21 protein-coding genes are annotated in these 25,854 nt (G+C 34.6%); 6 read left to right on the forward strand and 15 right to left on the reverse strand.

What is annotated here, in order from left to right; all coding sequences use genetic code 11:
* Positions 1-27 precede the first annotated feature (27 nt).
* Complete coding sequence (locus ASE40_RS16460) at positions 28-606, reverse strand: flavodoxin family protein (RefSeq protein WP_057119799.1); 579 nt, start codon at positions 604-606, stop codon at positions 28-30.
* 296 nt (positions 607-902) lie between these two features.
* Here ASE40_RS16460 and ASE40_RS16465 point away from each other — a divergent pair, with 296 nt between their 5' ends.
* The 3 genes from ASE40_RS16465 (at position 903) to ASE40_RS16475 (ending at position 2,997) form a co-directional block, all read left to right on the forward strand.
* Positions 903-1,907 (forward strand): SDR family oxidoreductase, encoded by a 1,005-nt coding sequence (locus ASE40_RS16465; RefSeq protein WP_057118213.1) that lies wholly within the window; start codon positions 903-905, stop codon positions 1,905-1,907.
* A 137-nt stretch (positions 1,908-2,044) separates the two neighbouring features.
* Positions 2,045-2,557, forward strand: coding sequence for a DUF421 domain-containing protein (locus ASE40_RS16470; RefSeq protein WP_057118214.1), 513 nt, complete (start codon positions 2,045-2,047; stop codon positions 2,555-2,557).
* A gap of 164 nt (positions 2,558-2,721) precedes the next feature.
* The gene (locus tag ASE40_RS16475; RefSeq protein ID WP_057118215.1) at positions 2,722-2,997 is read left to right on the forward strand and encodes a hypothetical protein; all 276 of its coding nucleotides are present in this window, start codon (positions 2,722-2,724) and stop codon (positions 2,995-2,997) included.
* An 80-nt stretch (positions 2,998-3,077) separates the two neighbouring features.
* Here the strand turns inward: ASE40_RS16475 and ASE40_RS16480 are convergent, their stop codons facing one another.
* From ASE40_RS16480 to ASE40_RS16495, 4 genes are all read right to left on the reverse strand, one after another.
* Positions 3,078-4,472 (reverse strand): aldehyde dehydrogenase family protein, encoded by a 1,395-nt coding sequence (locus ASE40_RS16480; protein ID WP_057118216.1) that lies wholly within the window; start codon positions 4,470-4,472, stop codon positions 3,078-3,080.
* Positions 4,473-4,600: 128 nt separating this feature from the next.
* On the reverse strand, positions 4,601-4,906 hold the full coding sequence (locus ASE40_RS16485) for a putative quinol monooxygenase (RefSeq protein WP_057118217.1): 306 nt from the start codon (positions 4,904-4,906) through the stop codon (positions 4,601-4,603).
* 90 nt (positions 4,907-4,996) lie between these two features.
* Entirely contained in the window at positions 4,997-5,767 is a 771-nt protein-coding gene (locus tag ASE40_RS16490; protein WP_198530127.1) for a type 1 glutamine amidotransferase domain-containing protein, read from the reverse strand.
* A gap of 129 nt (positions 5,768-5,896) precedes the next feature.
* A complete protein-coding gene (locus ASE40_RS16495; RefSeq protein WP_057118219.1) occupies positions 5,897-6,466 on the reverse strand; it encodes a Crp/Fnr family transcriptional regulator in 570 nt (189 codons plus the stop codon).
* 257 nt (positions 6,467-6,723) lie between these two features.
* Here ASE40_RS16495 and ASE40_RS16500 point away from each other — a divergent pair, with 257 nt between their 5' ends.
* Both ASE40_RS16500 and acnA read left to right on the forward strand, forming a co-directional pair.
* The gene (locus ASE40_RS16500; RefSeq protein ID WP_057118221.1) at positions 6,724-7,404 is read left to right on the forward strand and encodes a metal-dependent hydrolase; all 681 of its coding nucleotides are present in this window, start codon (positions 6,724-6,726) and stop codon (positions 7,402-7,404) included.
* 194 nt (positions 7,405-7,598) lie between these two features.
* A complete protein-coding gene (gene acnA, locus ASE40_RS16505; RefSeq protein WP_057118223.1) occupies positions 7,599-10,376 on the forward strand; it encodes an aconitate hydratase AcnA in 2,778 nt (925 codons plus the stop codon).
* Between the two features lie 112 nt (positions 10,377-10,488).
* Here the strand turns inward: acnA and ASE40_RS16510 are convergent, their stop codons facing one another.
* Both ASE40_RS16510 and ASE40_RS16515 read right to left on the reverse strand, forming a co-directional pair.
* Complete coding sequence (locus ASE40_RS16510; protein WP_082586823.1) at positions 10,489-11,379, reverse strand: alpha/beta fold hydrolase; 891 nt, start codon at positions 11,377-11,379, stop codon at positions 10,489-10,491.
* A 219-nt stretch (positions 11,380-11,598) separates the two neighbouring features.
* Positions 11,599-14,058, reverse strand: a complete 2,460-nt coding sequence (locus tag ASE40_RS16515; protein WP_057118224.1) for a sensor histidine kinase — start codon at positions 14,056-14,058, stop codon at positions 11,599-11,601.
* Positions 14,059-14,267: 209 nt separating this feature from the next.
* On the opposite strand from ASE40_RS16515, the gene ASE40_RS16520 reads away from it, so the two are divergent.
* Entirely contained in the window at positions 14,268-16,244 is a 1,977-nt protein-coding gene (locus ASE40_RS16520) for a sigma 54-interacting response regulator (protein WP_082586824.1), read from the forward strand.
* Here ASE40_RS16520 and ASE40_RS16525 read toward each other — a convergent pair.
* From ASE40_RS16525 to ASE40_RS16560, 8 genes are all read right to left on the reverse strand, one after another.
* Positions 16,241-17,026: an alpha/beta hydrolase gene (locus ASE40_RS16525; RefSeq protein WP_241774387.1), complete on the reverse strand. Its 786-nt coding sequence runs from the start codon at positions 17,024-17,026 to the stop codon at positions 16,241-16,243. The two genes, ASE40_RS16520 and ASE40_RS16525, sit on opposite strands and share 4 nt — an antisense overlap.
* A 172-nt stretch (positions 17,027-17,198) precedes the next feature.
* Positions 17,199-17,729 (reverse strand): hypothetical protein, encoded by a 531-nt coding sequence (locus tag ASE40_RS16530; RefSeq protein ID WP_057118226.1) that lies wholly within the window; start codon positions 17,727-17,729, stop codon positions 17,199-17,201.
* Positions 17,730-17,733: 4 nt separating this feature from the next.
* Entirely contained in the window at positions 17,734-18,351 is a 618-nt protein-coding gene (locus tag ASE40_RS16535; RefSeq protein ID WP_057118228.1) for a cysteine hydrolase family protein, read from the reverse strand.
* Between the two features lie 56 nt (positions 18,352-18,407).
* Entirely contained in the window at positions 18,408-19,229 is an 822-nt protein-coding gene (locus ASE40_RS16540) for an alpha/beta fold hydrolase (protein WP_057118230.1), read from the reverse strand.
* Positions 19,230-19,310: 81 nt separating this feature from the next.
* Complete coding sequence (locus ASE40_RS16545; RefSeq protein WP_057118232.1) at positions 19,311-20,081, reverse strand: alpha/beta hydrolase; 771 nt, start codon at positions 20,079-20,081, stop codon at positions 19,311-19,313.
* A 310-nt stretch (positions 20,082-20,391) separates the two neighbouring features.
* The gene (locus ASE40_RS16550) at positions 20,392-23,343 is read right to left on the reverse strand and encodes an Ig-like domain-containing protein (protein WP_057118234.1); all 2,952 of its coding nucleotides are present in this window, start codon (positions 23,341-23,343) and stop codon (positions 20,392-20,394) included.
* Positions 23,344-23,640: 297 nt separating this feature from the next.
* Positions 23,641-24,234 (reverse strand): hypothetical protein, encoded by a 594-nt coding sequence (locus ASE40_RS16555; protein ID WP_128414986.1) that lies wholly within the window; start codon positions 24,232-24,234, stop codon positions 23,641-23,643.
* A gap of 193 nt (positions 24,235-24,427) precedes the next feature.
* Positions 24,428-25,852: a SusD/RagB family nutrient-binding outer membrane lipoprotein gene (locus ASE40_RS16560; protein ID WP_057118238.1), complete on the reverse strand. Its 1,425-nt coding sequence runs from the start codon at positions 25,850-25,852 to the stop codon at positions 24,428-24,430.
* Positions 25,853-25,854: the final 2 nt, after the last annotated feature.

Consider the following 25,854-nt stretch of genomic DNA (forward strand, 5'->3'; position numbering starts at 1 on the left):
AGGAAATATCTCTTGGTAATTCTTTATTTATTTTACAGCTTTTGCTAAAGATTCTGCCATTGACTTCGCATCTTTTGCATAATTACGGTGATAATAATTAAGAAGCTGTGTTTTGGTCTTCTTTGTACCTTTTGCATGTCCTTCCCATATTACACCGAGAGATGAATACGGTGGAAGTGTTACACCAATGCTGCAGAAAAAATTAGCAATATTTCCCGTTACATGTTCTACTCCGTCAGAATCTCCAGTTATAACAACTCCTCCAATTTTACCATCGAGTGGTGAATCTTCTCCAGCAAGTATTTTATCATACACCTCATCTAAACGTTCTATACATCTTTGTAATTCCGAAGAATGACTATTCCACCACAGCGGAGTTGCAAAAAGTAAAATCTGTGCTTCAGTTATTTTTTGATATATTGACGGCCAGTCATCTTTTACATCCATATGAGTGTAAGTGCCCGGAACGATATGATGATCGGCAAGTTTAATTACTTCATACTCTATATTTTGTTTCTCAAGATAAGTGCCGAGAAATTCTACAAGAGTTTCGGTATTTGATCTTCCTTTCTTTTTAAGTGTACCTAAGAGTATAATCGCTTTCATATAATCGCTTTTTTTAATTAAAGTTCTAATTAGCATATAACTAAAAATTTGTCTCTGCTGAACTTAATTAAAATTACTCATCGTTTATTTTAGACCGTTACATAATATCTGGCAACATTTACAGCATTTATTGATTTAATTTTTATGAATCAAATCATCATAACTAATAGTAAACCAGTCACTAACGTATTATATATCTACAATATAATCTTAAAATTCTATAAGAGTATCCTTTCTACATTTTCTAATTTTAATTGGAATTTTAAATAAAAAGTAAATTTTTAAATCTAAATATTATGGATGTTAAAAACACAATGTCGCGCCGTTCAGCCCTAACAGGTATGGGGGCGGTACTTGCCACGGCAGCAATTAACCCTGTACTTGCCAGCAGTCTCAATGACGCTGGCGTACACATAGTAAACGGACCGGAAAATCCTACTACAAAATATCCGAGACCGCCATTTAAAGAACAATCGCAACCATGGCCGGGACTTGTCAGTAAAATGGATCCAAGACCCGATCACGGCGAGAAAAGTTATAAAGGAACTGGCCGTTTAAAAGGCCGTAAAGCACTAATAACTGGAGGTGATTCTGGAATGGGAAGAGCTGCTGCAATAGCGTATGCAAGAGAAGGTGCTGATGTAGCTATAAATTATTTTCCAACTGAAGAAGAAGACGCCAGAGAAGTAATCCAGCTGATTAAGGCTGAAGGAAGAAAAGCCGTTGCAATACCTGGAGATTTACGCGATGAAGCATTTTGCAAATCACTCGTAGAAAAAGCTGTAAAAGAACTCGGCGGACTTGACATTGTAGTAAACAATGCTGCTCGTCAGCAGACAAATGCTTCAATTCTAGATATTTCTACAGAAGAATTTGACTGGACAATGAAAACTAACATTTATGCTCCTTTTTGGATTATTAAAGCTGCTCTGCCTCATTTACAAGCAGGTGCTTCTATAATAGGGACAAGTTCAGTTCAGGCTTATGCGCCTAGTGAAGATTTATACGATTATGCTCAGACAAAAGCAGCTACTACCAACTATATCAAATCGCTGGCCAAACAACTTGGTCCAAAAGGCATAAGAGTTAATGGAGTTGCACCCGGACCAATATGGACACCGCTTCAAGTGAGTGGCGGCGCAACAATGGAAAAACTTAAAGAATTTGGATCACAAACTCCTATGGGAAGACCTGGACAGCCAGTTGAACTTGCTTCCATTTATGTACAGCTTGCTGCTAATGATGCTAGTTATGCAACTGGACAGATTTATGGTGCAAGCGGCGGAGAAGGAAATCCGTAAATAAAAATGACGCACTAATCTTTTCAAAATGTACAGCAATAGAAAACAGATTGATTTAAAACCTCTGTAATTACCATTACGGAGGTTTCGTTTATTTGGAAAGTGACAATTATCTACAACCATTAATTACTAAGAATATGGAAAAAGTTTTTTTTAAAGATTGGATCAGTATAGGACATGTTATAATTGCCACTATAATTGCATTCATTACTTTATTTTTCTTCCTGAGAATTTCAGGAAAACGAACCTTAGCAAAACTCAATGCCTTTGATTTTGTCGTTACTGTTGCTTTGGGTTCTACTCTATCGTATATGATGCTGGCAATGGTTCCGCTGGTTGAAGGAGCTCTTGTATTATTTTTGATTATCATCTTACAATATATTTTTGCACGAACTGCTCGTTCCTCAAAAAAAATGGAAAGGCTTATAAATGCCGTACCCAGCTTAATATTTTATGATGGAAAATTTATAGAAAAAACTATGGCGAAAGAAGCCATAACAAAAGCGGAAATATTCTCTACAATTAGAAATTCAGGAATTGACCAGATCGAAGAAGTTAAAGCAATTGTAATGGAACTTAACGGACAGATTACTGTTGTAAGAAAATCAAATGGTAATGGAAACAGTTCGTTAGATGATATTATGCCTTAGTGGTTTTACATTTCATCATTTAGATATTTTTCATTTACTATATGAGAATTTGACAATGGTTTGCGCAAATTATATAAAACCTTCAGCATTTAAAAATCTTACTTTTAATAATAGTTAATTGGAAAATTAGCGAATAAGTAAGCTATTAATTTAAACTGATATATATGAAATCCGAGAATTACTTTTATGCGTCTGATGACTTTGCAGGCGATATGACATCTTATGAAGAACAATTGTTGTTAAATTATGATGATTATCTTGAAGGAGGTTTTGCAAATAACTTGACAGCCAGCGGCCATTATAATTTAGTGCTTGGAGATTTGGAAGAAGATCTTGAAGAAGATTTCGATTCAGAATACGACGAAAATGACTGGGAAGAAGAAGAACCAAATGAAGAAGAGAGCGATAAAGATCCTGGAACTTTTATAATGAAAAGCTAAGACTCGATTACGATTAACCCATAAAAAAAATAGTAACAGATCTAATTTTGTTGCTATTTTTTTTATGAATTTATTTAAAATTATAAATATTTGCTTTTAAAAACAGTCAGTTTTTCTCTTGTCATATCATCAATAGTATAAGAGATCCCTCCCATTCCTAAACCAGAAGCATCTCTTCCGCCAAAAGGCATCCAATCTACTCTAAAAGCTGTATTGTCATTTACCATAACGGCAGTTGCATTTAATTTTTTAGCGGCATCCAAAGCAATGTCTAAGTTTTTGGTAAAAACAGCAGCTTGAAAATGTACGTCTAAAGCATTTGCTTTTTTTATCGCCTCTTCCCTATTGGTAAAAGGATATATACATACCACTGGACCAAAGATTTCATTTGTTGAAACCTTAGAATCTTCTGATGGGTTAAATAATACTGTAGGCTCAAAACAAGTATCAGAAATACGTTTTCCTCCTGCAATTAATTTTGCGCCTTCTCCAATCGCTTCGTTAACCCATTCTTCAACACGACTAAGTTCTTTTGATGTAATAAGTGAGCCAACATCTGTCTTTTCATCAAACGGGTTTCCAACAACTAATTTATTGGCAGCTTCAGCAAACTGTTCCACAAAACGATCGCAAATCTCCTGATTGACATATATTTTCTGAACCGATACACAAACTTGACCAGCATGGTAAAATCCCCCTTTTACCAAATCTGGAATCATTGTGCTAAAATCGGCATCACTTTCTACAATTACAGGCGCAGCTCCGCCATGCTCTAAGGCACATCTTGTTCCAGGCGGTAATTTGCTTTTAAGATGCCAGCCTACTTTTGCTGAACCAATAAAGGTTAGAAAATGAACTCTGGAATCTGTAACTAACAATTCTGCTGTTTCATTATCACATAATACTACTTGAACCCATCCTTCTGGTAAACCGGCTTCTCTTAAAATATCAGCCAAGGCAAGACCCGACAAAGGTGTATTGCTTGACGGTTTAAAAATAACCGGGCACCCAGCGGCAACAGCAGTCGCAATTTGATGTACCGCCAAATTTAATGGATGATTAAAAGCACTTACAGCAGCCACAACTCCAATTGGTTCTTTAGAAGTAAAAGCAATCCTGTTTACAGAAGCTTCAGTAAGTCCCATTGGGATTTGTTCTCCTTTTATCTGCGATATGTGTTCAGCTGCTAATTTTACTCCTTTAATGGCTCTAAGTATTTCTGCTTTTGAATCTTTATAGGGTTTTCCGCCTTCGCTAATTGCCAAATGAATTAGTTCTTCGCTTCTTTCATTCATTATCGAAGCGGCTTTTTCTAATATTTCAATTCTTTTAAAAGCTGGAATCCAATTAGATTGATCATTGAATAAATTTTGAGCGGTATTCAATATCTTTTCAATATCATTTTTATTAATGAGCGGCAGTTCTTTAATGAGACTTTGATCGTAGGGAAATATAATTTTTGTGGTGTTTTCCATAATGCTTTTTTTAAATAGGTAATCTTAAAAAATCATGCTTTTATTCTAAGTCATTCTTCATGATTTGTTCCTTTAAATTTAGTCAAATTATCAGGGATTACAATACCTTTTGTTCACAATATTATAAATTAATATTGCAAAGGTGTTGCCAAAAGAATTTCTCTAGTATCTAATAAAGGCACAATTTTACCCAAAACGAAGTCTTTAAAATGAGCTGAATTTCTATGTTCAGCAACTGCAGCTTCATTAGTATATCCTTCAAATAATACAATTGTATTAGCATCTGAATTGCTTTGATGAATTTTATAGAACAAATTGCCGTCTTCTTTTATACTTTCAGCATGTACCGTTTTTAGTAATTCTAAAACATTTTCAAGCTGACCTTCTTTAACTTTCCATGTAGCAAAAACATGAACTGGATTTTGATTTTCCATTTTGATATATTTTTATAATTATTTTAAAATTTTAAAAGTGAAATTATACTGACCTTCCACATTTTGAAGAAGGTCAATACAATTAAGCAATTACTTTTTAGAATTTTCTAAAATAGTAATCATTTTTTCTGCTACGCCTTTCGCGGAAGCAGGATTTTGACCAGTAACCAAATTACCATCTGCAATACTGTGAGCTGACCATACTGCTGCGGCATGGAATTTTGCTCCTTGTTTTGTTAATGCTGTTTCTAATAAAAACGGTACATCTGCAATAGCGTAACCTTTTTCTTCTTCATCTGTAAAAGAAGTGATATTTTTTCCATTTACGAGATAAGAGCCATTGCTAAGTTTTACATTTAGTAAAGATACGGGACCATGACATACTGCTCCTACAACTGCATTGCGTTCGTAGGTTTCTTTAATCACCTTTTTTAGCAATTCGTTTTCCGGCATATCCACCATTGGAGCTAATCCGCCAGGAAGAAAAACAGCATCATATTTACTCACCTCTACAGTAGAAAGTTTAACCGCCTTCTGCATCGTCTCCCATCCTTTTCCTGTTAGAAAAGCAAGATTATCAGGATCATTTGCCAAATTAAGAGCATCTAAATACGGAGTCTCTCCAGTTAAGCTTGCAAAATCAATTTGATAATTTGCTTTTTCAAATTCGGCATAAGGATGTGCTACTTCTGGAAGAAATGTTCCAGTTCTTCTGTTATTTGGTCCAATTGCATTGGCATTAGACACAATAATTAAAATTTTCTTGTTCATTTTTGTTTCGTTTTTAAGAGTTGTTTTTTGATTTTGTGCATAAGAAGAAAAAAAGGCAAGTGCCATTGTTACGATCATAAGTCTTTTCATTTCTATATTTTTTTAGGTTGTTAATGAATTATTTATAGGGCAAATTTATGCCAGCTCTCCTCCTCAATACGAGGAGAAAAGTCACAAAAAAAGTGTGATCGAAATCACACTTTGAGGATTAAACAGCTGTTATTTGTTATTGGAGTAAAGCCTGCTGAGGGTTTCGCGGCTGACCCCGAGATATTCTGCAATATATTTTTTTGGAATTTTTTGAATGAGATTTGGATAAAGAGCCGCAAATTCTGTATATCGCTGCTGCGGATTATTAGAAAGCAATGAAATAACTCTTTGCTGTAGTGCAATATATCCTTTGGTAAGTTTTACTCTAAAAAAATGTTCCATTTTATGAAGTATGACAGAAAGTTGTTCCCTGCCATCAAGCGTAAGACATAAAACTTCTCCCGGCTCCATACAAACCACATACATGTTGGCCTGCTTTTGGTTGAAGTATGCAATATAATCAGACATCCACCAGTTTTCTGTTGCAAATTGCACGATGTGCTCCTTTCCATCTTCATCGAGGTAAAAAACCCTGAAAATACCGCTCATGATAATATATTCATATTTTGCCTCATCTCCCTGCTGAATCAAATATTGATTTTTTAATACTCTCCTGATCGTAAAAAAAGGTTTGATTGATTCAAACTCCTCATCAGTAATCGGAATAATTTCCTCAATATGTTTTCTCAGTTTTTCCATAGTTTGTTTTTACCTTTTCAAAGATAGAAGAAATATTTTGGTGGAAAAGAGCCACGACCTTCAAAACGGCAAAGTGTTTAGCTAGTGCTCTTTGGTAGCATATAATTTTGTAAATTTGAGATAAACCAATTTAAAAGAAAAATACTGCTGCCAAATATTTTTGCCTTTTTCTAATTTTCTATTCGATTTAGCGGCACATTACTTGAATAATAATTTTGTCAATTATTCTAATTATCAATTTATTAATCTTATTTATTATGAAAGTAACTTACTACGGACATTCTTGTTTTTCTGTATTCACCAATGGAAAGCATATTCTTTTTGATCCTTTTATCACACCCAATGAACTTGCTAAAGATGTAGATGTAAATGCCATAAAAGCAGATTATATATTTATTTCTCATGCACATTATGACCATATTCAAGATGTTGAACTTATTGCCAAAAATACTGGAGCCAAAGTGCTTGGTAATTTTGAAATATATAACTGGCTTTTAAAAAAAGGAATTGAAAATTCGCATCCAATTAATCCCGGAGGACAATATGATTTTGATTTTGGAACTGTAAAATGCGTAATTGCACAACACTCCAGCAGTTTTAGTGACGGCTCTTACGGCGGTATTGCCAGCGGTTTTGTATTGACTACTTCTGAAGGGAATTTTTACTATAGTGGAGATACTGCCCTGACTCTCGACATGCAGCTGATCCCTAAATTTACACCTCTTGATTTTGCTGTTTTTCCCATTGGCGATGGTTTGACTATGGGTATAGAAGAAGCTGTTGAGGCTTCAAAATTAGTTGGCGTCACTAAAATTTTAGGTGTTCATTACGATACTTTCGGCTTTATTGTAATGGATCATCAAAAGGCATTTGACAAATTTAAAAATGCTGGATTACAACTTTATCTTCCAGAAATAGGCAGCACAATCGAGTTATAATTATCTATTTTCTGTGAGTCCATTTTTTATATTTCGCAAAAAACAGATTTTTTTTAGCGAAATTTAGGAAACGATTTAATAAAGCATAGACCATAGACTGTTTGGAAATAAATAATTAAATTTAATAACTGAACAAATTAAACAAAACACATTAAGACTAAGTCCAATACTTACTAATTTAAATAACATTGAGTATGCAGAACGACATTTATAATATTAAAAGGCAGTTAAAAACTCAAAGCGGTGAATTTTCATATTACAGTCTAACTGAAATGCAGCAACAAGGATTTAATATCGAAAAAATGCCTTTTTCAATTCGGATTCTTTTAGAAAATGTACTGCGAAATTTTGATGATTTTGCCATTACCAAAGAAAATATTGAAACCATTCTAAACTGGAAACCTGAAGCTTCAGACAAAGATATTCCTTTTAAACCTGCCAGAGTTTTGATGCAGGATTTTACGGGAGTGCCTGCTGTTGTTGATCTTGCATCGCTTCGTGCTGAAGCTTCTAGAAAAGGAAAAAATTCTGAGGCTATAAATCCGTTGATTCCTGTTGATCTTGTAATCGATCACTCTGTGCAGGTCGATTATTTTGGAACAGAATATTCCTATCAGCGCAATATGGATGAGGAATACAAGCGTAACAGCGAACGTTATGAGTTTTTAAAATGGGCACAGCAGTCTTTTACAAATTTTAATGTGGTTCCTCCAGGAATGGGTATCTGCCATCAGGTTAACTTGGAATATCTTTCAAAAGGTGTAATCGAACGCGATGGAGAAGTTTTTCCTGATACGCTCGTGGGAACTGACAGCCATACCCCTATGGTTAATGGAATTGGGGTTATTGCTTGGGGCGTCGGCGGTATTGAAGCTGAAGCGGCAATTCTAGGGCAGCCTGTATATTTTATTATGCCAGAAGTTATCGGACTTAAGCTTAGTGGCAAAATTCCGTTGGGATCAACTTCTACAGATATGGTTTTAACCATTGCGGAACTTCTTAGAAAATATGGCGTAGTAGGAAAATTTGTTGAGGTATTTGGACCAGGTCTTGACAGTTTGAGCGTACCAGATCGCGCAACTATCGGAAATATGTCGCCAGAATTTGGATGTACGGTTTCTTATTTTCCAATTGATCAGAAGACTTTAGAATATATGCGACTCAGTAACCGTTCAGAAGAACAGATAAGTTTAGTAGAAGACTATTGCAAAGCAAACATGCTTTGGCGAACAGGAAATGAATCTATAAATTATACTGACGTAATTGAACTCGATCTTTCTACGATAGAGCCTACAATTTCAGGTCCAAAAAGACCACAGGACAAAATTTTACTTAAAAATTTACAGCCTTCTTTTGTTGATATACTTGATAAAAGTTTTGGCAGGAAATATAAAAAATCTGAAAAACAAGTTTCGAGATGGTTTGCTGAAGGAGGATCGCAGCCAACAATTACAAGCAGTGCACCTCTTCCAGATGAAACAATAATTCAAGAAAAAACAGAAAACGGAAGCATCAGCGTAGAGGTTTCTCTTGGATCTGAACAATTTACACTTTCAGATGGCGCAGTTGCCATAGCTGCAATTACTTCATGTACCAATACATCCAATCCTTTTGTAATGATTGGAGCGGGATTGATAGCCAAAAAAGCACGTGAAAGAGGCATCGACACTAAATCTTGGGTAAAAACTTCGCTTGCACCAGGCTCTAAAGTAGTAACAGATTACTTGATAAAAGCTGACCTTTTGAAAGATCTAGAAGCTCTTAAATTTCATGTAGCAGGTTATGGCTGTACGTCTTGCATAGGGAATTCCGGTCCGCTTCCGCCTCATGTGGCAAAAGCGGCAGAAGATTATGATCTTGTACTTGCTTCTGTTCTTTCTGGAAATAGAAACTTTGAAGCGAGAATACATCCGCAGGTCAAAATGAACTTTTTAATGTCTCCAATGCTCGTAGTGATCTTTGCTATTGCAGGAAGAGTTGATATTGATTTGTTAAATGAGCCTATTACATATGATTCTAATCTACTGCCTGTTTACCTCAAAGATTTATGGCCTGAAGATGATGAAATCAATACGGTATTGAGAGAAGTACTGTCTCCAAAACAATTTCAACAATGTTATGAATCAATTTTTGAAGGCAATTCAATATGGCAGCAGCTTCCTATTCCAGAACAAAAAAATTACCGCTGGGATGAGAATTCAACATACATAAAGGAAGCGCCATTCTTTAAAAATCTTCCTGAAAATCCAAAACCGCTGCAAGACATTTCAAATGCTCGAACATTGCTGGTTTTGGGAGACAGCATAACTACCGATCATATTTCTCCGGCTGGTTCCTTTAAAGAAAATTCTGCTGCAGGCGCCTACCTGATGAGCCGCGGTGTTGAAAAAAGTGATTTTAATTCCTACGGTTCACGAAGAGGACACGACGAAGTGATGATAAGAGGAACTTTTGCCAATGTCCGTATCAAAAATGCACTTGCTGATCATGAAGGAGGTTTTACGAAATTCCTTCCCACAGGAGAAGAAATGAATATTTATGAGGCTTCTATTAAATACAAGGAAGCTCAAACACCGTTAATTATTCTTGCAGGAAAAGAATACGGAAGCGGTTCATCTAGAGATTGGGCAGCAAAAGGTACTTTCCTGCTCGGCGTAAAAGCGGTACTGGCAGAAAGCTATGAAAGAATTCATCGAAGCAATCTCGTTGGTATGGGCGTTCTTCCGCTGCAGTACAAAAATGGAGAAAATGCCGCAGTGCTTGGACTTACAGGTAAAGAATATTTTACCATAACTGGAATTGCAGAGGATATAACTCCTTTGAAAGAGCTCGACGTTACTGCTGTTAAAGAGAACGGAGAAGCATTAAATTTTAAAGTAATTGCAAGACTCGATTCAAAAATAGAAATTGAATACTATAGAAATGAAGGTATACTTCAATATGTTTTAAGACAATTTCTTCAAAAAGCGTAATTGAAAAAATTAAAGCGGGCCTGCGAAAAGAGCCCGCTTTATTTTAATACAGAGAATTAACCAACTTTTGATATACCTGCATTAAGTACATTTAAAACCTTATTCATTACATTTATTGTGACAGAAAGGTATTTATATACCCAGCAGTCAGTAATGGTTCTTGATGCTGCGGAGCGTGGCCAGCATGCGGAAGTATAATAATCTGCACAGTAGGAAGCTCACGTAGCAGCGGAAACCAGTTTTCAATAGCAGCACTAATATCGTTGTCTCCTGAGATTACTAAAATTGGCACAGTGGTTTCTTTAAGTTTATCTCTAAGTCCTTCCTTATCTTCTACTGCTGCACCGCCAGCTTGAAAATACAGCTGAAAAACTTCCATTGTAGAAGGAATTTTAGACACATCAAGTCTCTTGCGTATTCTCTCATAAGAAATCTTAGCGGCTTCTATTGATTTTTGAGATTTTGGCTCATAAAAAAGAATAATTTCATCATCAAAGTCATTTATTGGTTTTACTGCGGCTTCTAAAAAAGCAGGTCCTATCTCAACTATTCTTTCTCCTAATGGCACCGCACCAATAACAACTGCACGAGTTATTAATTCTGGATATTCAAGTGCCGCAGCTTGTGCAATTAATCCTCCCCAAGACCAGCCTAACACAACTATTTTATCCAGTTTTAAATAGGAAGCCAAATCTTTAATATCTTTTGCGACAGAGATTACATTTGTTGGCAGTGTTCCTGTAGAATAACCGATTCCAGTGTAATCAAAGGTAATAATACGAAAGTTCTCCGCAAGTGTATCTAAAAATAATGGATCCCATGTATCCAGAGTACCTCTAAAACGGTTGCTTAAAATAATAGGTGTTCCGCTACCGATGGAGCGATACGCCAGTGTTCTTCCTGAAAGTTCGGCATATTGAGTTTCACTGCCATGCGCGGTATCTTTCTCATTTCTGCCAACTACAGTTGTCAGTATTAATGCATTTAAAGAATTTGTTTTCATAATAACTTTGTTTTTTATAATATATTGATCACTCTATTGTCTAAAAATCAGCATCTTATAAATGCTCGAAATAAACTAGAACAATTCAAGTACCAAAACATAAACAGTTGATTATAAACACTTAAAGCACTGTTTTAAAATATACTTTTTTATATTTCGCCATGCTTAGTAGCAAATTTGTGAAATATGATAAAAACAAATTCAATATCATAAAGCAATTTAGATATCCAAAGTTACATCCGGTTTCTTCAAATACTTTTTATTAAGAGGATGTTCTGGCTTAAACTCCAATTTTAGAATAGTACCGTTATTGTTTTCCATAACCAATTTTCCTTCCAAGTCATCACTCAGACCTTTTATTAAACTCATCCCAAAAGAATCAGATTTATTTGTGCTTAAAGCAGTATCAATTCCAATTCCATTATCTGAAATCGTCAGCAAGTATTGATCTTCTTCAGTTTTTTCAAGTATGATACTAATGATTCCACCCGCGTTATCTGGAAAAGCATATTTAATTGAATTGGTAATGGCTTCATTCAAGATAAGCCCAATTGGAATTGCCTGCGCAACATCTAACTCTAACTGCTCAACTCTAATTTCAAACCGAATTCGCTGTCCTATAGAAAAAGAATCCTTTAAATATTCAACTAATTCATTGATATAGCTGGGCATATTAATTGTTGCAATATTTTCTGACTTATAAAGTTTTTGGTGAATCAATGACATGGAGTGTATTCTGTGCTGGCTGTTTTTTATTGCAGACAAAGCCATATCATTATTTAAGTAAGCTGCTTGCGAGCTTAAAAGACTTATTACCGTTTGCAGATTGTTTTTTACCCTATGATGAATCTCTTTCAACAGCCATTCTTTTTCATCTAGTAAATGTCTAAGATTAATATTATTTTGGTTGATTTCTCTTTCTTTAATCTCCAGTTTGGCGTGATTTCGTTGTTTTAATCGATATCGGTTATACAATAACCCAATAATTATCAGCAAAAGAACTAAGCTTCCACTCGAAACATTATTAAGCAGTTTAGATTTTTGCAATTCACTTTGCTGCAGTTTAGATTGATTGTTTAAAAGTCTGATTTTCTGTTCTTTGTTTTTAGTTTCATATTCAATTTTTAGCTCTTCAATTTGTTGGTTTTTGGAAATACCGTGCACTGAATCACTAATTTTTTTATAATTTTGAAAATGTAGTAAAGCATCTTTATAATTGCCATTGATCGAATCCATTTTATAAAGCAATATGTTAAGCATTTCTGTATTAGCAGTACTAATACCTCTTTTACCAAACATTAGTATTTTATCTGTGTAGAATTGAGCTAATTTAGGTCTGTTTGTATTGATGTAGAACAAAGCCATTGTAGTATATTGATGCGCGATTTCTCTGGTTGTTTCAGGTGTATTAAGCTGTTTTGAATAAAAATCCATTTCCTTAAAATATTTTTCAGCCTGAATATTATCTTTTAAAGCTTCATAACAATTAGCTTTAATAAAGGCAACCGACATTTTATCGAAAATACTTTTTGGAGGGTATTGTGCGGTCATGGAATTAATGTAAGCAATAGCTTCTTTATTATTCCCTTTTAATGATAAAGCCGCAACAGCACTAAAAAAACTCTTATACCAAGCTCCCGTATCTAAATTATTTTTTCCTATTTTAATACTTTTTTGATATAGCTGCAATGCCTCCTGATTATGGCCGTATACATTATAAACATCACCCAGACGCATGTAAAAAATGTCTGCAAAAGTATAATCATTTTCAGTTTCCATTCTTTTCACGCTTTTTAAGGCGTAGTATAAAGCTGGTCTTATATTATGCTGATACAATTCGAGAAAGGATATAGTTGTTTCTGCAAACTGCTGATGTGCAAAATCAATTTTTCGTAAATCAACTAGATTTTGATAGAGTCTCTTTTTTGCTTCTTGTATTCTTCCTGACCAAAAATAAATAGTAGTAATCTTAGAATAATTTTCGATTCTTTTTTCCTCTAATCCTAATGCTGCATAAAGTGAGATTACTTCAGTAAGTGTTTTTTCTTTTTCAGGATCTTGATTAGGCAAAACATCTGCTTTGGCTTCTAGACCCCGCGCTAAACCCAATTTGTCTTTACTTTTTCGGCATTCGTTTATAACGTGCGAAAAGCATTTTATACTTTGGGACTGATTATTGGCCTGAAAATAATATTTCCCCAGCAATAACATACTTTGATGCTGCCATTTTACTATTTTGATTTGATTACTTTCTGCAATTGCACTGTCGATATAGTGTTTTGCGCTTTGAAGATCTATTGGTTTAGCACCTGGTTTAAATAGATAAAAACTTCCTAATTGTAATAGCAGTTTAATCTTTTCTTCGCCTTTTAAATTGGTGAGAAGCGTTTTTGCTTTATCACTATTTCCTTTTTCTATTAAATCACTTCCAATGAAAGGTTTTTCACTAAACCCTTCATCATAAGCCAGCATTAAAGGAAGTTTGTATGCCGTTGCTGCTAAAACAACGGAGCTGTCTGCATCTATTGCTCCTTGATTAGCATTATACAAATACATTGAACAAAGCTGGAGTAATAACCTTTTTTTAGGAAGGTCATATTTGGCAACTTTTACAGGCACTTGAGCTGCTGCCGAACAAATAAATAATAAAGTTAAATAGTAACACAGCTTTCTTTTCATAATCAGCTTTAAATCAGGTTATTGTTTTATTTTGGTTTAAAAACAAATATAGAAATAAACAAGAAAGCTCTTTTAAAAATATCAAGAAAATTCACATTAAATATGATTTTATTGCTAATATTTTAAAAGAAACAACTAGATTATTTCTAAGAATTAACTATTTTTATATCAATTAATTACAAGATTTCTAATCTCAATAAAAGTCTAACATGGGAATGCTCTATAACGAAACCCCACAATCTGAAAATCTAGTAAAAAAAAGTATACTTATTGTTGAAGATCAATTTGTTGAAGCACATGATCTCCAGCTAATTCTTGAAAAAGCAAATTATGAAGTGCTGGGAATTGCGCGTTCTGTAGATCAGGCTTTGGAAAAACTCCAGACTCAGACTCCAGATCTTGTATTTCTAGATATCATGCTGAAAGGTGATAAAAACGGGATAGATCTGGCTCATATTTTAAAGAATAGAAACATTGGATTTATTTTTATTTCGGCAAATTCAAGTAAATTAATTCTCAATGAAGCCAAAATAACCTGTCCTTACGGATTTATTATCAAACCCTTTAGAGAGCAGGATATTTTGACTACTCTGGAAATTGCTTTTTATAGACAGCAATACAGCTTAGAATCACATTTAAAGCATCAATTTCAACTTAAAAATAATATCACTGATTTAATAAACTCAAATCTAAATCTTGAAGACGGTTTGATTTCGTTTGCCAAAATAATTCAGACTTTTATTTCATTTGATTATCTAGAGGCTGGATTTACTGATACTGAGCAGTATTCCAACATAGGTGTTATCCGTAAAAATATAGAAGAATATCAACTTGTTCCTGTAGTTAAACTTTCTAAAATAGCGGAGATTTCGAGTAGAGAACTAGATGAAACTTATAAAAAATCTCAGATTGATCTGCATCCTGCTATTTACAGCAGAGAATCTTTGATTAACAATTTTCAAGTTTCTCCTATAAAAGGAATAATTGCTCATAATTTCGGCATTAAATCATATTTAGTTTTCCCTTTTTCAATAGGAAACTCACAAAAGTTCAGTGTTACTTTCTACAGCAGGGATTACAATGCTTACTCAGATGAGAATTTGAATTTATTAATTCCTATTGAAAGCACCATTTGCCATTTTTTTACGCAGTTATATTCGGATAAAAAAACAATTATTGAACCGAAAACAAAAGCAGTCCCTCAAAATAAAGAACTATCAGAAATTACAAAACCAGGTTTTGAAGGCATAATTGGCAGTAGCTCACAGATGGCAACGGTTTTTAACTATATTAAAAAAGTAGCTCCCTCTGAGACTTCAGTTTTAATTTTGGGTGAAAGTGGAACTGGAAAAGAAAAAATAGCGCAAAGTATTCATGCTTTATCTCCACGAAAAGAAAAACCTTTAATTATTATAAATTGTGGTGCAATCCCTGAAAATCTGGCTGAATCTATACTTTTTGGCCATGAAAAAGGCGCTTTTACAGGAGCACTGGAAAGACGTATTGGAAAATTTGAATTGGCAGACGGAGGTACAATCTTTCTAGACGAAATTGGAGAAATGCCACTGACACTTCAAGTCAAATTACTGCGTGTTCTACAAGAAAAGAATATAGAACGTGTTGGCGGGTCGGCACCTCTAAAAATTGATGTGCGAATTATAGCAGCGACAAATAAAGATCTTGAAAATGAAGTTGCTGCTGGGCGCTTTAGAATGGATTTATATTATAGATTATATGTTTTTCCTATTTTGGTGCCTTCTCTTAGAAACCGAATTGAAGATATTCCAGAATTGGCAGATCATTTTATAAAAATGTATAGTGAAAATATGAATATAAAACCTCCAACACTTTCTAAGGCCGCTTTACAACAGCTTATAAATTACAGCTGGCAAGGCAATATTAGAGAAATGGAACATGTTATACAGCGAACATTACTGCTTAATGAAGAAAATACAATTAAAACTATTGAATTTTCGCCATCATCAATACTTAAAACAGAGCAAACCACAGAATCATTTTCAATTAAAACAATGTTGGAAAATGAGCGTGATTATATTCTTTATATTCTTAAAAAATGTAATGGAAAAGTCTCTGGAGCAGGCGGGGCTGCAGAAATTCTAGATATCAATCCTTCCACTTTAACTTCAAGAATTAAAAAACTGGAAATCAATAAAAAAATAAACTAAGATATTTTATCCAGCCATTGCACAATATGCGATGCAGTTTCTTTCCAGTGAGGCTCCAATACAACAAAATGATTGCGGTCGTCGAAATTTTTGTAACAGGTTAAAGAATGGACATTTCTGTATTTTTTAAAATTCCAATAAATTAATTTTGGACTTACAATTTTATCTTGTGAGCAGGAAATTAATAAAAGAGGAGAATGTCTTTTTTTGAAATTTATTACAGCTTTTTTTGAAAATAAATCTCTTAATACCTTTTGAGATTCTGGAATAGCGTATTTCTCATATTTAGTCGATTGTTCGTGATACGAAACATTATTGAAAAAAATATACTGCCAATTTTTGAAAGATAATTTATGTGTTTTTTCTAAAGAAATTAAATTGCTAGAAAGGCCAAAAATGGTTTTATAAAATGTAAGTTTTGAAAATGTAAATCCTGATGGCGGAAAAGAATTAATGCAGATTCCAGCTGATGCTAAATCTTTCTGAATCAATAATTGTACTAAAAGACCACCATAAGAATGTCCTATTAAAATAGGCTTTTCGGGAAGTATTTCAATTATTTCTGTATAATAACAAAGAAGGTCTGATAAAGTTATAGTTCCAATTTTCTGTGTTTGATTTTGCATTCTTAGATTTTCTGTACTGTCGTTTTTATAAAGCCATGGCGGCGCAACAACTTTATAACCTCTTTTCTCCAAAAAAACAATCCACTCTTCCCAATAGTGATGACTCACAAAAACTCCAGAAATGAGCATAATGGTTTTGGTGGTGGTTGCATACATAATACCTTCTTTTAATATTTTGCCCTATTTTTTTGCAGTACAGGTGAAGTTCATTTGAAGTAAAGTATAAGAAAACGCCCAGTCAAATAACAAGACGTTTTCTTGACTTTTCTTTATAAGATTTAATAAAATTATGCAACAGCTCTAACATTTAAAGCAACTCTTGATCTCTTTACTTCCAAATTTCCAAAAGAGCTTTACTCTCAATATCCTTTGCAAATAGTGGTGTTTCTTCTTTATTATGCATTGATACATTTTGCCCCATAAGAGATTTAACAGGATTTAAATCGGTAACACCTGCCTTTTTGAGCAATGAAGAAAATTCGTCTGTCATTAAAATTGTAACTACATTAGTAAACTCACAACTATTCTCTGTAATCTTTTTTACTTTGAGTTCCCAGACTATTCCTAATTTAGTTCTGCCTAAAGGAGAAAAAGAGTCTGATATTGAGTTTACTTTACAATAGTCTTTCTCTCCTATTTCTTCAATGTAATTTTGTATTAACAGTGTATCAGCAACCTGTTCAACATTTATAGACATTCTTTTACCATTTACAGAAATAGATCTGCCTGCAGCAATATGTGAAGACGAACAAGCTTGATATTCGTGGCTTTTTAAACTAAAGAGCCATTCTGTCAGATCAATCTTTTCTATAGACGCATTAATTAAGGCTGTTGCACTGCTTTCTGAAATGATTTCCATTACTTCAAGATTTAGGACTATTTACAAATTCTTCAGTAGTCAACATCGCATGTCCATAATTTGGAAAAGTAATTTCGACAGTAACCCGAATTTCTTCCCAATTGAATGCAGCTATTGCATCTTTAACTAGCGTTACATGATAACCCAATTCTACTCCATATCTAGCTGTTGAATCAATACAGGTGTTGGCTCTCATTCCTGCAAGTATGATATGATCGATATTATGTACTCGCAATAAAAAATCCAGATCTGTATTGGCAAAACCGCTGGCTGTCCAATGATTTTGAGCTATTAAGTCACCTGGCTGTGGTTGAAGTTCAGGATGAAACTCAGCTCCCCAAGTATTTTTTTCAAACAAGACAACTTTCTGACTTCCTTGATGAGAAGGTGCTAAAAATTTCCAATTTAAATAATCAGGTTTCGTTGTGTGATGATGCGGAGCATAAATAACTTGTATTTTGCGGTCTCTTGCTCCTTCAATTAACTTTTTAAGATTTTGCACCAGCGAAATACCTTCTACTGTTTCTTTTGTAAGCGGATAAAGTTTCCCTCCCTCAGATAGAAAGTCGTTGAATGGGTCAATTAATATCAGGGCTGTTTTTGAATATTTACTTGCATCCATTTTCTTTTATTTTTATAATTCGTCTTCTAAAATGCACATAGATTTCAAAATGAACCTTAGGATTTAATGAAATTAAGTATATCTAAATTCACTTTATCAGCATCTGTTGTTGGTATTCCGTGGCAAAGTCCTGGATAAGTGATCAATTTTCCATTTTTTACAAGTTTAATAGCTCTTAGTGCTGTAACATTATGAGGAACAATTTGATCGTCTTCGCCGTGAAGTATTAGTACTGGATAATCAACGCTTTTTAAATCCTCTGTAAAATCTGTTTCAGAAAATGCTTTTATACAATCAAAATGTGCTTTTATGCCGCCCGCCATTCCCTGACGCCACCAGTTATCCTGAATTCCTTTTTTTATAACTGCCCCTTCTCTATTGTATCCATAAAAAGGAAAAGTAATATCCTGATAAAACTGTTGTCTGTTATTTGCTGTATTAAAACGGATATCATCAAATACTGCTAATGGCACTCCATCAGGATTATTTTCGTTTTGAATCATATAAGGTGTTACAGCACTAATCAGTATCACTTTAGACACTCGGTCTTTACCATATTTTGCAGCATATCGAATGGCTTCGCCGCCGCCAGTCGAATGTCCGATATGAATCGCATCTTTTAAATCTAGAAAAGCTGTAAGTTCTGCTACATCTGATGCATAGGTATCCATCTCATTACCTGTAACTGTTTGTGTAGATCTTCCGTGCCCTCTTCTATCGTGTGCAATTACTCTAAATCCTTGGTTTAGGAAGAAAAATAATTGTGCATCCCAATCGTCTGCTGACAATGGCCAGCCATGATGAAAAAAAATTGGTGTTCCAGTTCCCCAATCTTTGTAATAAATCTCTGTTCCGTCTTTTACTGTAATCTTAGCCATATTAGTTTCTTTTAATTGTTATTATAATTTTTAAATGAATTCTATTTCTGATCATAAATTTTAAACTTTTGTCAGAAGCATTTATAAGTTTTCGTACCACTCGATAATATAATCAGCTACTGTTTCCCATCCAGGTTCTCCGCATATAAAGTGGCTTTTACCTGGAAAAATCTTCAAATTAACTCTGCTGTTTTTGTCTTTATATTTTTTTGCCAGCGTTGTTGTAAGAGATGCAGGAAAGATATTGTCGCTTCCCCCTCCAATAAACAAAATAGGATTATGAGCTTTGCCAAAATCAATATTAGAGAAAGAGTTCAAAACAAGTTCACGGCTTACTTTATAACTTTCGGGAACTGCAATGCTGTCAAAAGCAGCTGCCCTTTCTCTTTCGGGCAATGTGTTGAAAAAACATTTGTCGTACCAGTCGCGGCTGCCCATAAAATATTTTGAAGACGAAAAAAAACCAAAAGCCGGCAGTACTGATTTTAATGTTTTAAAGGGAGGAAAAACATTCTTTGGAGGAGCTCCGTCAATACTAACTGCGGCGTCTGCCTTGCCGAGTTCCAGTAATTTCATAGCTGCCATTCCTGCCATCGAATGCCCAATTATTAATGGCTTTTCAGGCAGGCTGTCCACAAGTCTTACAATGTTGTCAACTACATCTACAAAACCTGTTTGAACAAGATCGGGATGAACCTGTTTTCTTAAATCAGAAGGGTTTCCTTCGTGACCCGGATTGGCTGGCGTATAAACCTTATAGCCTTTTTCTTCATAACGTTCTTTCCACCTTGCCCAGCTTGTGTCGTTTACAAAATTCCCGTGTATGAGAATAATGGATTTCGATTTTGTCATAAGATTAATTGTTTAATTAGTAATAGCATAATCTGAAATTGATAACTGTTTGGATGACAGTTTTTTTAATTGTATCCAATTATGCCAAAACAGAGAACAACAATTATACTAAACAAATTAACCCTTAAAAATCAAACAAATAGGCACTTTATTTGTTTTCTCACTTACTATATTTCGCAAATTAGTATCGATATTGTTAAATATAAAAACAGTATTGAAAACAAATATTTGACTTGAATCATCAAAAAACAAAAAAACAACCCGAAGGTTGTTTTGCTAAAGATTAGTATTTCGTAAAATTATCTTTAAATCATTTTACGATAAGTTTTTTAGAAACATTAAACGCATCTGAATTGATGTTAACAATATAAATTCCTGATCCTAAATTATGATTGATTTTAGCAGAAGAAGTATTAACCTTTTTGATCAGGACTTCTCTTCCAGTGATATCAGTAATTGTTAATGTTGCCACATCGCCTGTTTTTAATTCTGGCAGCACAATATTAAATTCATTATTCGTTGCTGGGTTTGGGTAAATGCTAATCAAATTATTCTCAGCCATTACTTCTGGTTCATTTAAGCTGGCTTTTTTTGCTGTTGAAGTTGTTTGAAACTGCCATTGTGCGCTTTCCCAATTATTTTGAGCTCCAGCATATTGAGCAGAACCATTTAGATTTTCTATATGAATCATGCTGCCTGTCTGCCATCTATTTTTAATTCTTACCCAAGTGCCATCAACATTTTCGCTTGACCATTGCGCACTCCACCAAGAAGTCGATCCAGCAGTACATTGTACAGCTCCTGTCAGATTTTCAATATGCATGATATCTCCAGTTCCCACATTTTTTAGTATGAAATAAGTTGCGTCAATAGCGACTTTTTCCCATTTGTAATTATTATTTGCTACTGTTGCACCATATCCCACATTTGCTCCTGCATCATATAAATAATTATTTGTCCACTTATTTTTAATGGTAAAATAATTTCCTGTCGGCGTATTAACCGAAATTACAGCTGTACTTGTTTTATTTCCATCTGCAGTTGTTACTGTGATTGTTGCTGTTCCGTTTGAAACTGCAGTCACTAAACCTGAATTATTTACGGTTGCTACACCTGTATTATTGGAAGCATAACTTACAGATTTATTGGTTGCATTTGATGGTAAAACAGTTGCTGTTAATTGTTGAGTCGCACCTACAGCTAATGTCGTTGATGTTGGATTAAGACTTACACTTGTTACAGCTACATTAGATGAATTCACCGTAACTGCTACAGCTGCCGTTTTAGCTCCATCTTGTGTAGTCACCGTTATTGTTGCCGATCCTGATGCAACGGCTGTAATTAAACCAGCAGAATTTACGGTTGCTACACCCGTATTATTAGAACTGTACGTTACCGTTTTGTTTGTAGCATTTGCTGGAGAAACAGTCGGTGTTAATTGCTGCGTCGCTCCAGCGCCTAGAGTTACTGCTGCAGGCGAAACGGTTACTCCTGTTACTGGAACTGATGTAGTGGAACAATTAGAGCTCTGTGTCCAAGAAAATGTACCAATAGCACTGATTTCTTCGTTAGCTGTCGCATTTCCGCCTCTGTTAGAATAATTCATGTTGCAATAAGTTCCGTTTCCACTAGGAGAACCTGCTATAAGTACAAAATAACCTCTGCCCCAATTTCTATTAAGTGTATTATTGTTTGGGAATTCTTTACCTGTTCCGTTGATGGTTACGTCTTTAAACGAAAGATTGTAGATACCGTCACCAGATCTTTTACTTATAGAAATAGCATCATTTCTAGAATCAAGAATGTCAATATTGTAAAACTGGACATTCTTAACCTGAGTTCCTGCGTTACTGGCACTAAAAATATCTACAGCCGCTACAGGATTGTTGTAAGTGTCATTAAAAGTTCCGCAGGCTGTTATTGTAATATCATGTATTTCATGCATGCCGTCGTTGTTAAATGGCGCTCCATCAAAATTATTGCTTACTCGAATACCTGCTTCCAGATTGTCTTTTATAATTAAATTATAGGCTTTGTTATTTTTTCCTCCATAAATAGCTAAACCAGTGGCACGCCAGCAGTTTTCTGAGGTGTTGTATCTAAATGTATTATTGATACATTCCTGCCCATTTGCAGACCAAATTGCCTGATCATCATCTCCATTATTTCTAAAACTGCAGTGCTCCACAATTGCATTTGCGGTTCCTTTGCAGAGATTAATTCCATCGGCATAATTGTTTCTAAAACGACAATGCGATAGTGTAAAGCCATCTGCTATTGCAGGCCCGCCAGTATTGTATTGTGCAATCCAGGCACCACATTCAAAATGTTCTGCCCAGATGTTTTTTATTGTAGAACCAGCTGTAAAAACACCATTTATAGCTTTATAAGAATTACTTCTAGAGGCCGAATTTGTTGTTAAATAAAGATCACTAAAGGAAATATTACTTGCATTGGCACGCAGTCCACCATTTAAACTGCTAGTGTTGGTAAAATTAATTTGAGTATACCACATTCCTGCTCCTATTAAAGAAGTATTGGCAACACCAAAATACAATTCTCGATTAACGCTGTAAACACCGCTTGGAAGAAATATTTTTTTCCCCCCGTTTGCATCAATAAAAGTTTGAAGATCACTTCCGTTTCCAGTATAAGTTACCGAACCAGCTGGAGCTGTTACGGCAGTTGGAATTGGTTCCATCTCTGCAAAATCCAAATGCAGATTACCTGTTTCTCTAACTAGTTTTAATGTTCCAGAAGCAGGGATTTTGCTAGGAAGTTTATAACGAACTTCATCAAATCGCATCCTTGGGTTTTGGTTGGTAATTCCGTTATTATTCGGATTTCCATTGCTCCATAAATATTCCCAAGACCAGGTTGAAGTCAAAGTCAGTGTTGTAATTTTTATGTTTCCATGATATACGCCCAGAGTAGCCGTTTGTCCATCAGGGACACTGTATCGCACTACGAGTCCATCAGCAGCTTCTGTTAACGTCCATTGCACAGTTGCATTAGTCACAGACATGTTCACACATTGCTGGTCTGAAGCTTCTGATTGAAGATCGGCTTGATTGTATGATTTTGAAGTAGTTGTACTTCCATTAGATAATTGTCCTAAGTTTGCTTCATATCTTTTATACGGCGCATCATAATATCCACGCTGCGCATATAAATTGGAGTTCAAGAGGATGAAAAAGATCCACATTATAATAGGACAGCATTTGCCCTTTTCTAAAAAAATAGCATGTAATTGTTTTCTCATAATTTTTGGTTTTTTAATTAGTAAGGTTCCTTAAATAAGGATATAACGAAACTAGACCTAAAAAATAAATTAAAGAAAAGATGTGTTAAAAATCAAGATTCATACAATGATTTCATCATGCCAAAATACTATATATCAATACAATACACTTTAAAGAGATAAAAAAGAATCAAGAATAAGTATAGATGGTAAAAGGCATTTTGTTTTGCATACATAAAAAAATCACTTCCGCAAATACAAAAAATTGCAGAAGTGATTAGTGTTCTTAAGTGATATAAATACTTTTATTGTATATTATTATGGATTGACAATATCCATATACGGAAGATTAAAACTACCATCTGTAATATTTATTACTGCACCTGATTCCATGTTTCTAACTTTTCCAGAAAATGTACCTTTAATTCCGCTTTTACTTATAGATTCAATTTTTACAGTAAAAATATCATCAGCAGTTCGTGTGTTGTAAAGTATAGTTCCTTTTGGAGTTTGAATTGCATATCGTGCAACCATTCCTTCATCAACTGGTGTTGAATAAGTACCAGCAGTAATGTTACCTCCTAATTTCCATATTTCAAAATCTAGTGAAGGTGGTAGCTGTTCCCCAACTTTCGTAGGATGGGGCGCTTCAAATCCTCCTATTACGATTTGCTCGAAACGATCATCGTTACCGCCTCCCTGAAAGTTTACAGTGTAAAAATCTATTTTTCGACCATCCAGAGCTGCTCTAAAATAATAATCGGATGCCGTTTTATCAGATCCGCCATCATCACTTGAACAAGCAGATAATAGTACAGCAAAAACTGATACATAAAAAAGTTTTTTAAATAAACTTGCTGTTTTATTTTTTAATGCTGACTTCGTTATTAAAAGACTATTGCTATTCATCATTGTATATTTTTTTGATTAATAACAAATTTACTACTGGTAGATTCTAGAAACAATACCTGTATTCATGGTTATTTGCTATAAGAAATTGTAGAGCATAAAATGGAATACAAAAAGAAACCCTCCAAAATCAAATGACTTTGAAGGGTTTATATTTATGAATGCTACTTAAAATTATTCTTTTCAGAATCTAGTTTTATTTGGCATCAAACCATAATTTTGTAGTTAACAAATCTTTTCCTTGAGCAGTTATTGCCGCTTGGTAGCTAACTCCATTCAATGATTGTTCTGTACCTGGATAGAAGAAACGAGAAGGTATTTGCCCGTCTAAAACTGTCGCAGGACCAGCTTTCAATACAGGGTAATCAAGTCTTCTCCACTCTGTAAAAGCATCAAGACCTTGCCCGTAAAATGCAATCCATTTTTGAGTTCCTATAGATTTGGCATAGTTTGTTGCATCGTATTTTACTGAAGCTTGATTAAGATAAGTAGAAATAACTGCTGCATCTGTAATACCAAATTGATTTAGTGATGCTGTAATTGCACCTTTATAGAACTGCTCTGCATCTCCTGCAATGAAACCGCGGGCTGCAGCTTCGGCAAGATTAAAAAGTGTTTCTGAATAAGAAGCAATAACAGCTGGTGATGATGATGTTAAGAAATAAGTACCTGGTTTTGATGTTTTAGCAAAACCTTGACTATTAGCATCACTATTTGATAATCCGTTAGCGCCGCCAACATATTTACCAACGCTCGCATCTGACGGAAGCTGAGCATATACAGGTAAACGCGGATCTGATAATGCACTTAACTGATCGACCATTGTTTTCGAAATACGGAAATCATCACGAGTTTCAAACCAAGCTGATGCTGGATTTTGCTGAGGCGAACTGATATAAGTAAACTTAAAAGTGTCATTGTTACTGCTTAGTAAACCAGCAGCATCAGATGTTGCTTCAATAGCAGCCTGTTTAGCTAATTCAGGTTCTTTGTCTGAAATTCTCAAAGCTATACGCAGACGAAATGAATTTACCAGTTTTTTCCATTTTGAAATATCTCCTTTATAAACCAAATCACCCGTTACAGCACCGCTTGATGCGTTTAATAATGACTGAGCTTGTTTCAAGTCTTCAAGTAATCCTGTATAAACTTCCTTTTGAGTATTATATGCAGGAGTTATTTTTTGACCTGCTTCTTTATAAGGAATACTTCCGTAAGCATCTGTCAACAATAAAAATGTCCAAGAACGCAGCGTTAAAGCAATTCCTTTATAGTTTGGATTTGCCTGTCCATCTGGGAAATTAATAATTGTATTTAAATCCGTAATTAAAGTTGCATATCCAGTATTCCACAAAGAAGTGAAAGAAGTGTTCGAAACATCATATCTGTCTGGTTCCGTATATTGGATTTTAGCCCAATGTTGTACAAACAATAGAGACGAGTTAAAATTGTTATCTGCGCCCCAGTATAAATCAGCCCCTTGTTTTAACGATCCTGTTAACAGGTAAGGTGCCAATGGTGTTTCAGTTGCATTTGGATTTTTATTGATATCATCCAACGTATCGCTGCAAGAGGTCAACGTTAATGCAAATAGAGTTATATAGGCTATTTTTTTTAGCATGA

It is taken from the genome of Flavobacterium sp. Root935 (assembly GCF_001429295.1).
GTDB lineage: Bacteria > Bacteroidota > Bacteroidia > Flavobacteriales > Flavobacteriaceae > Flavobacterium.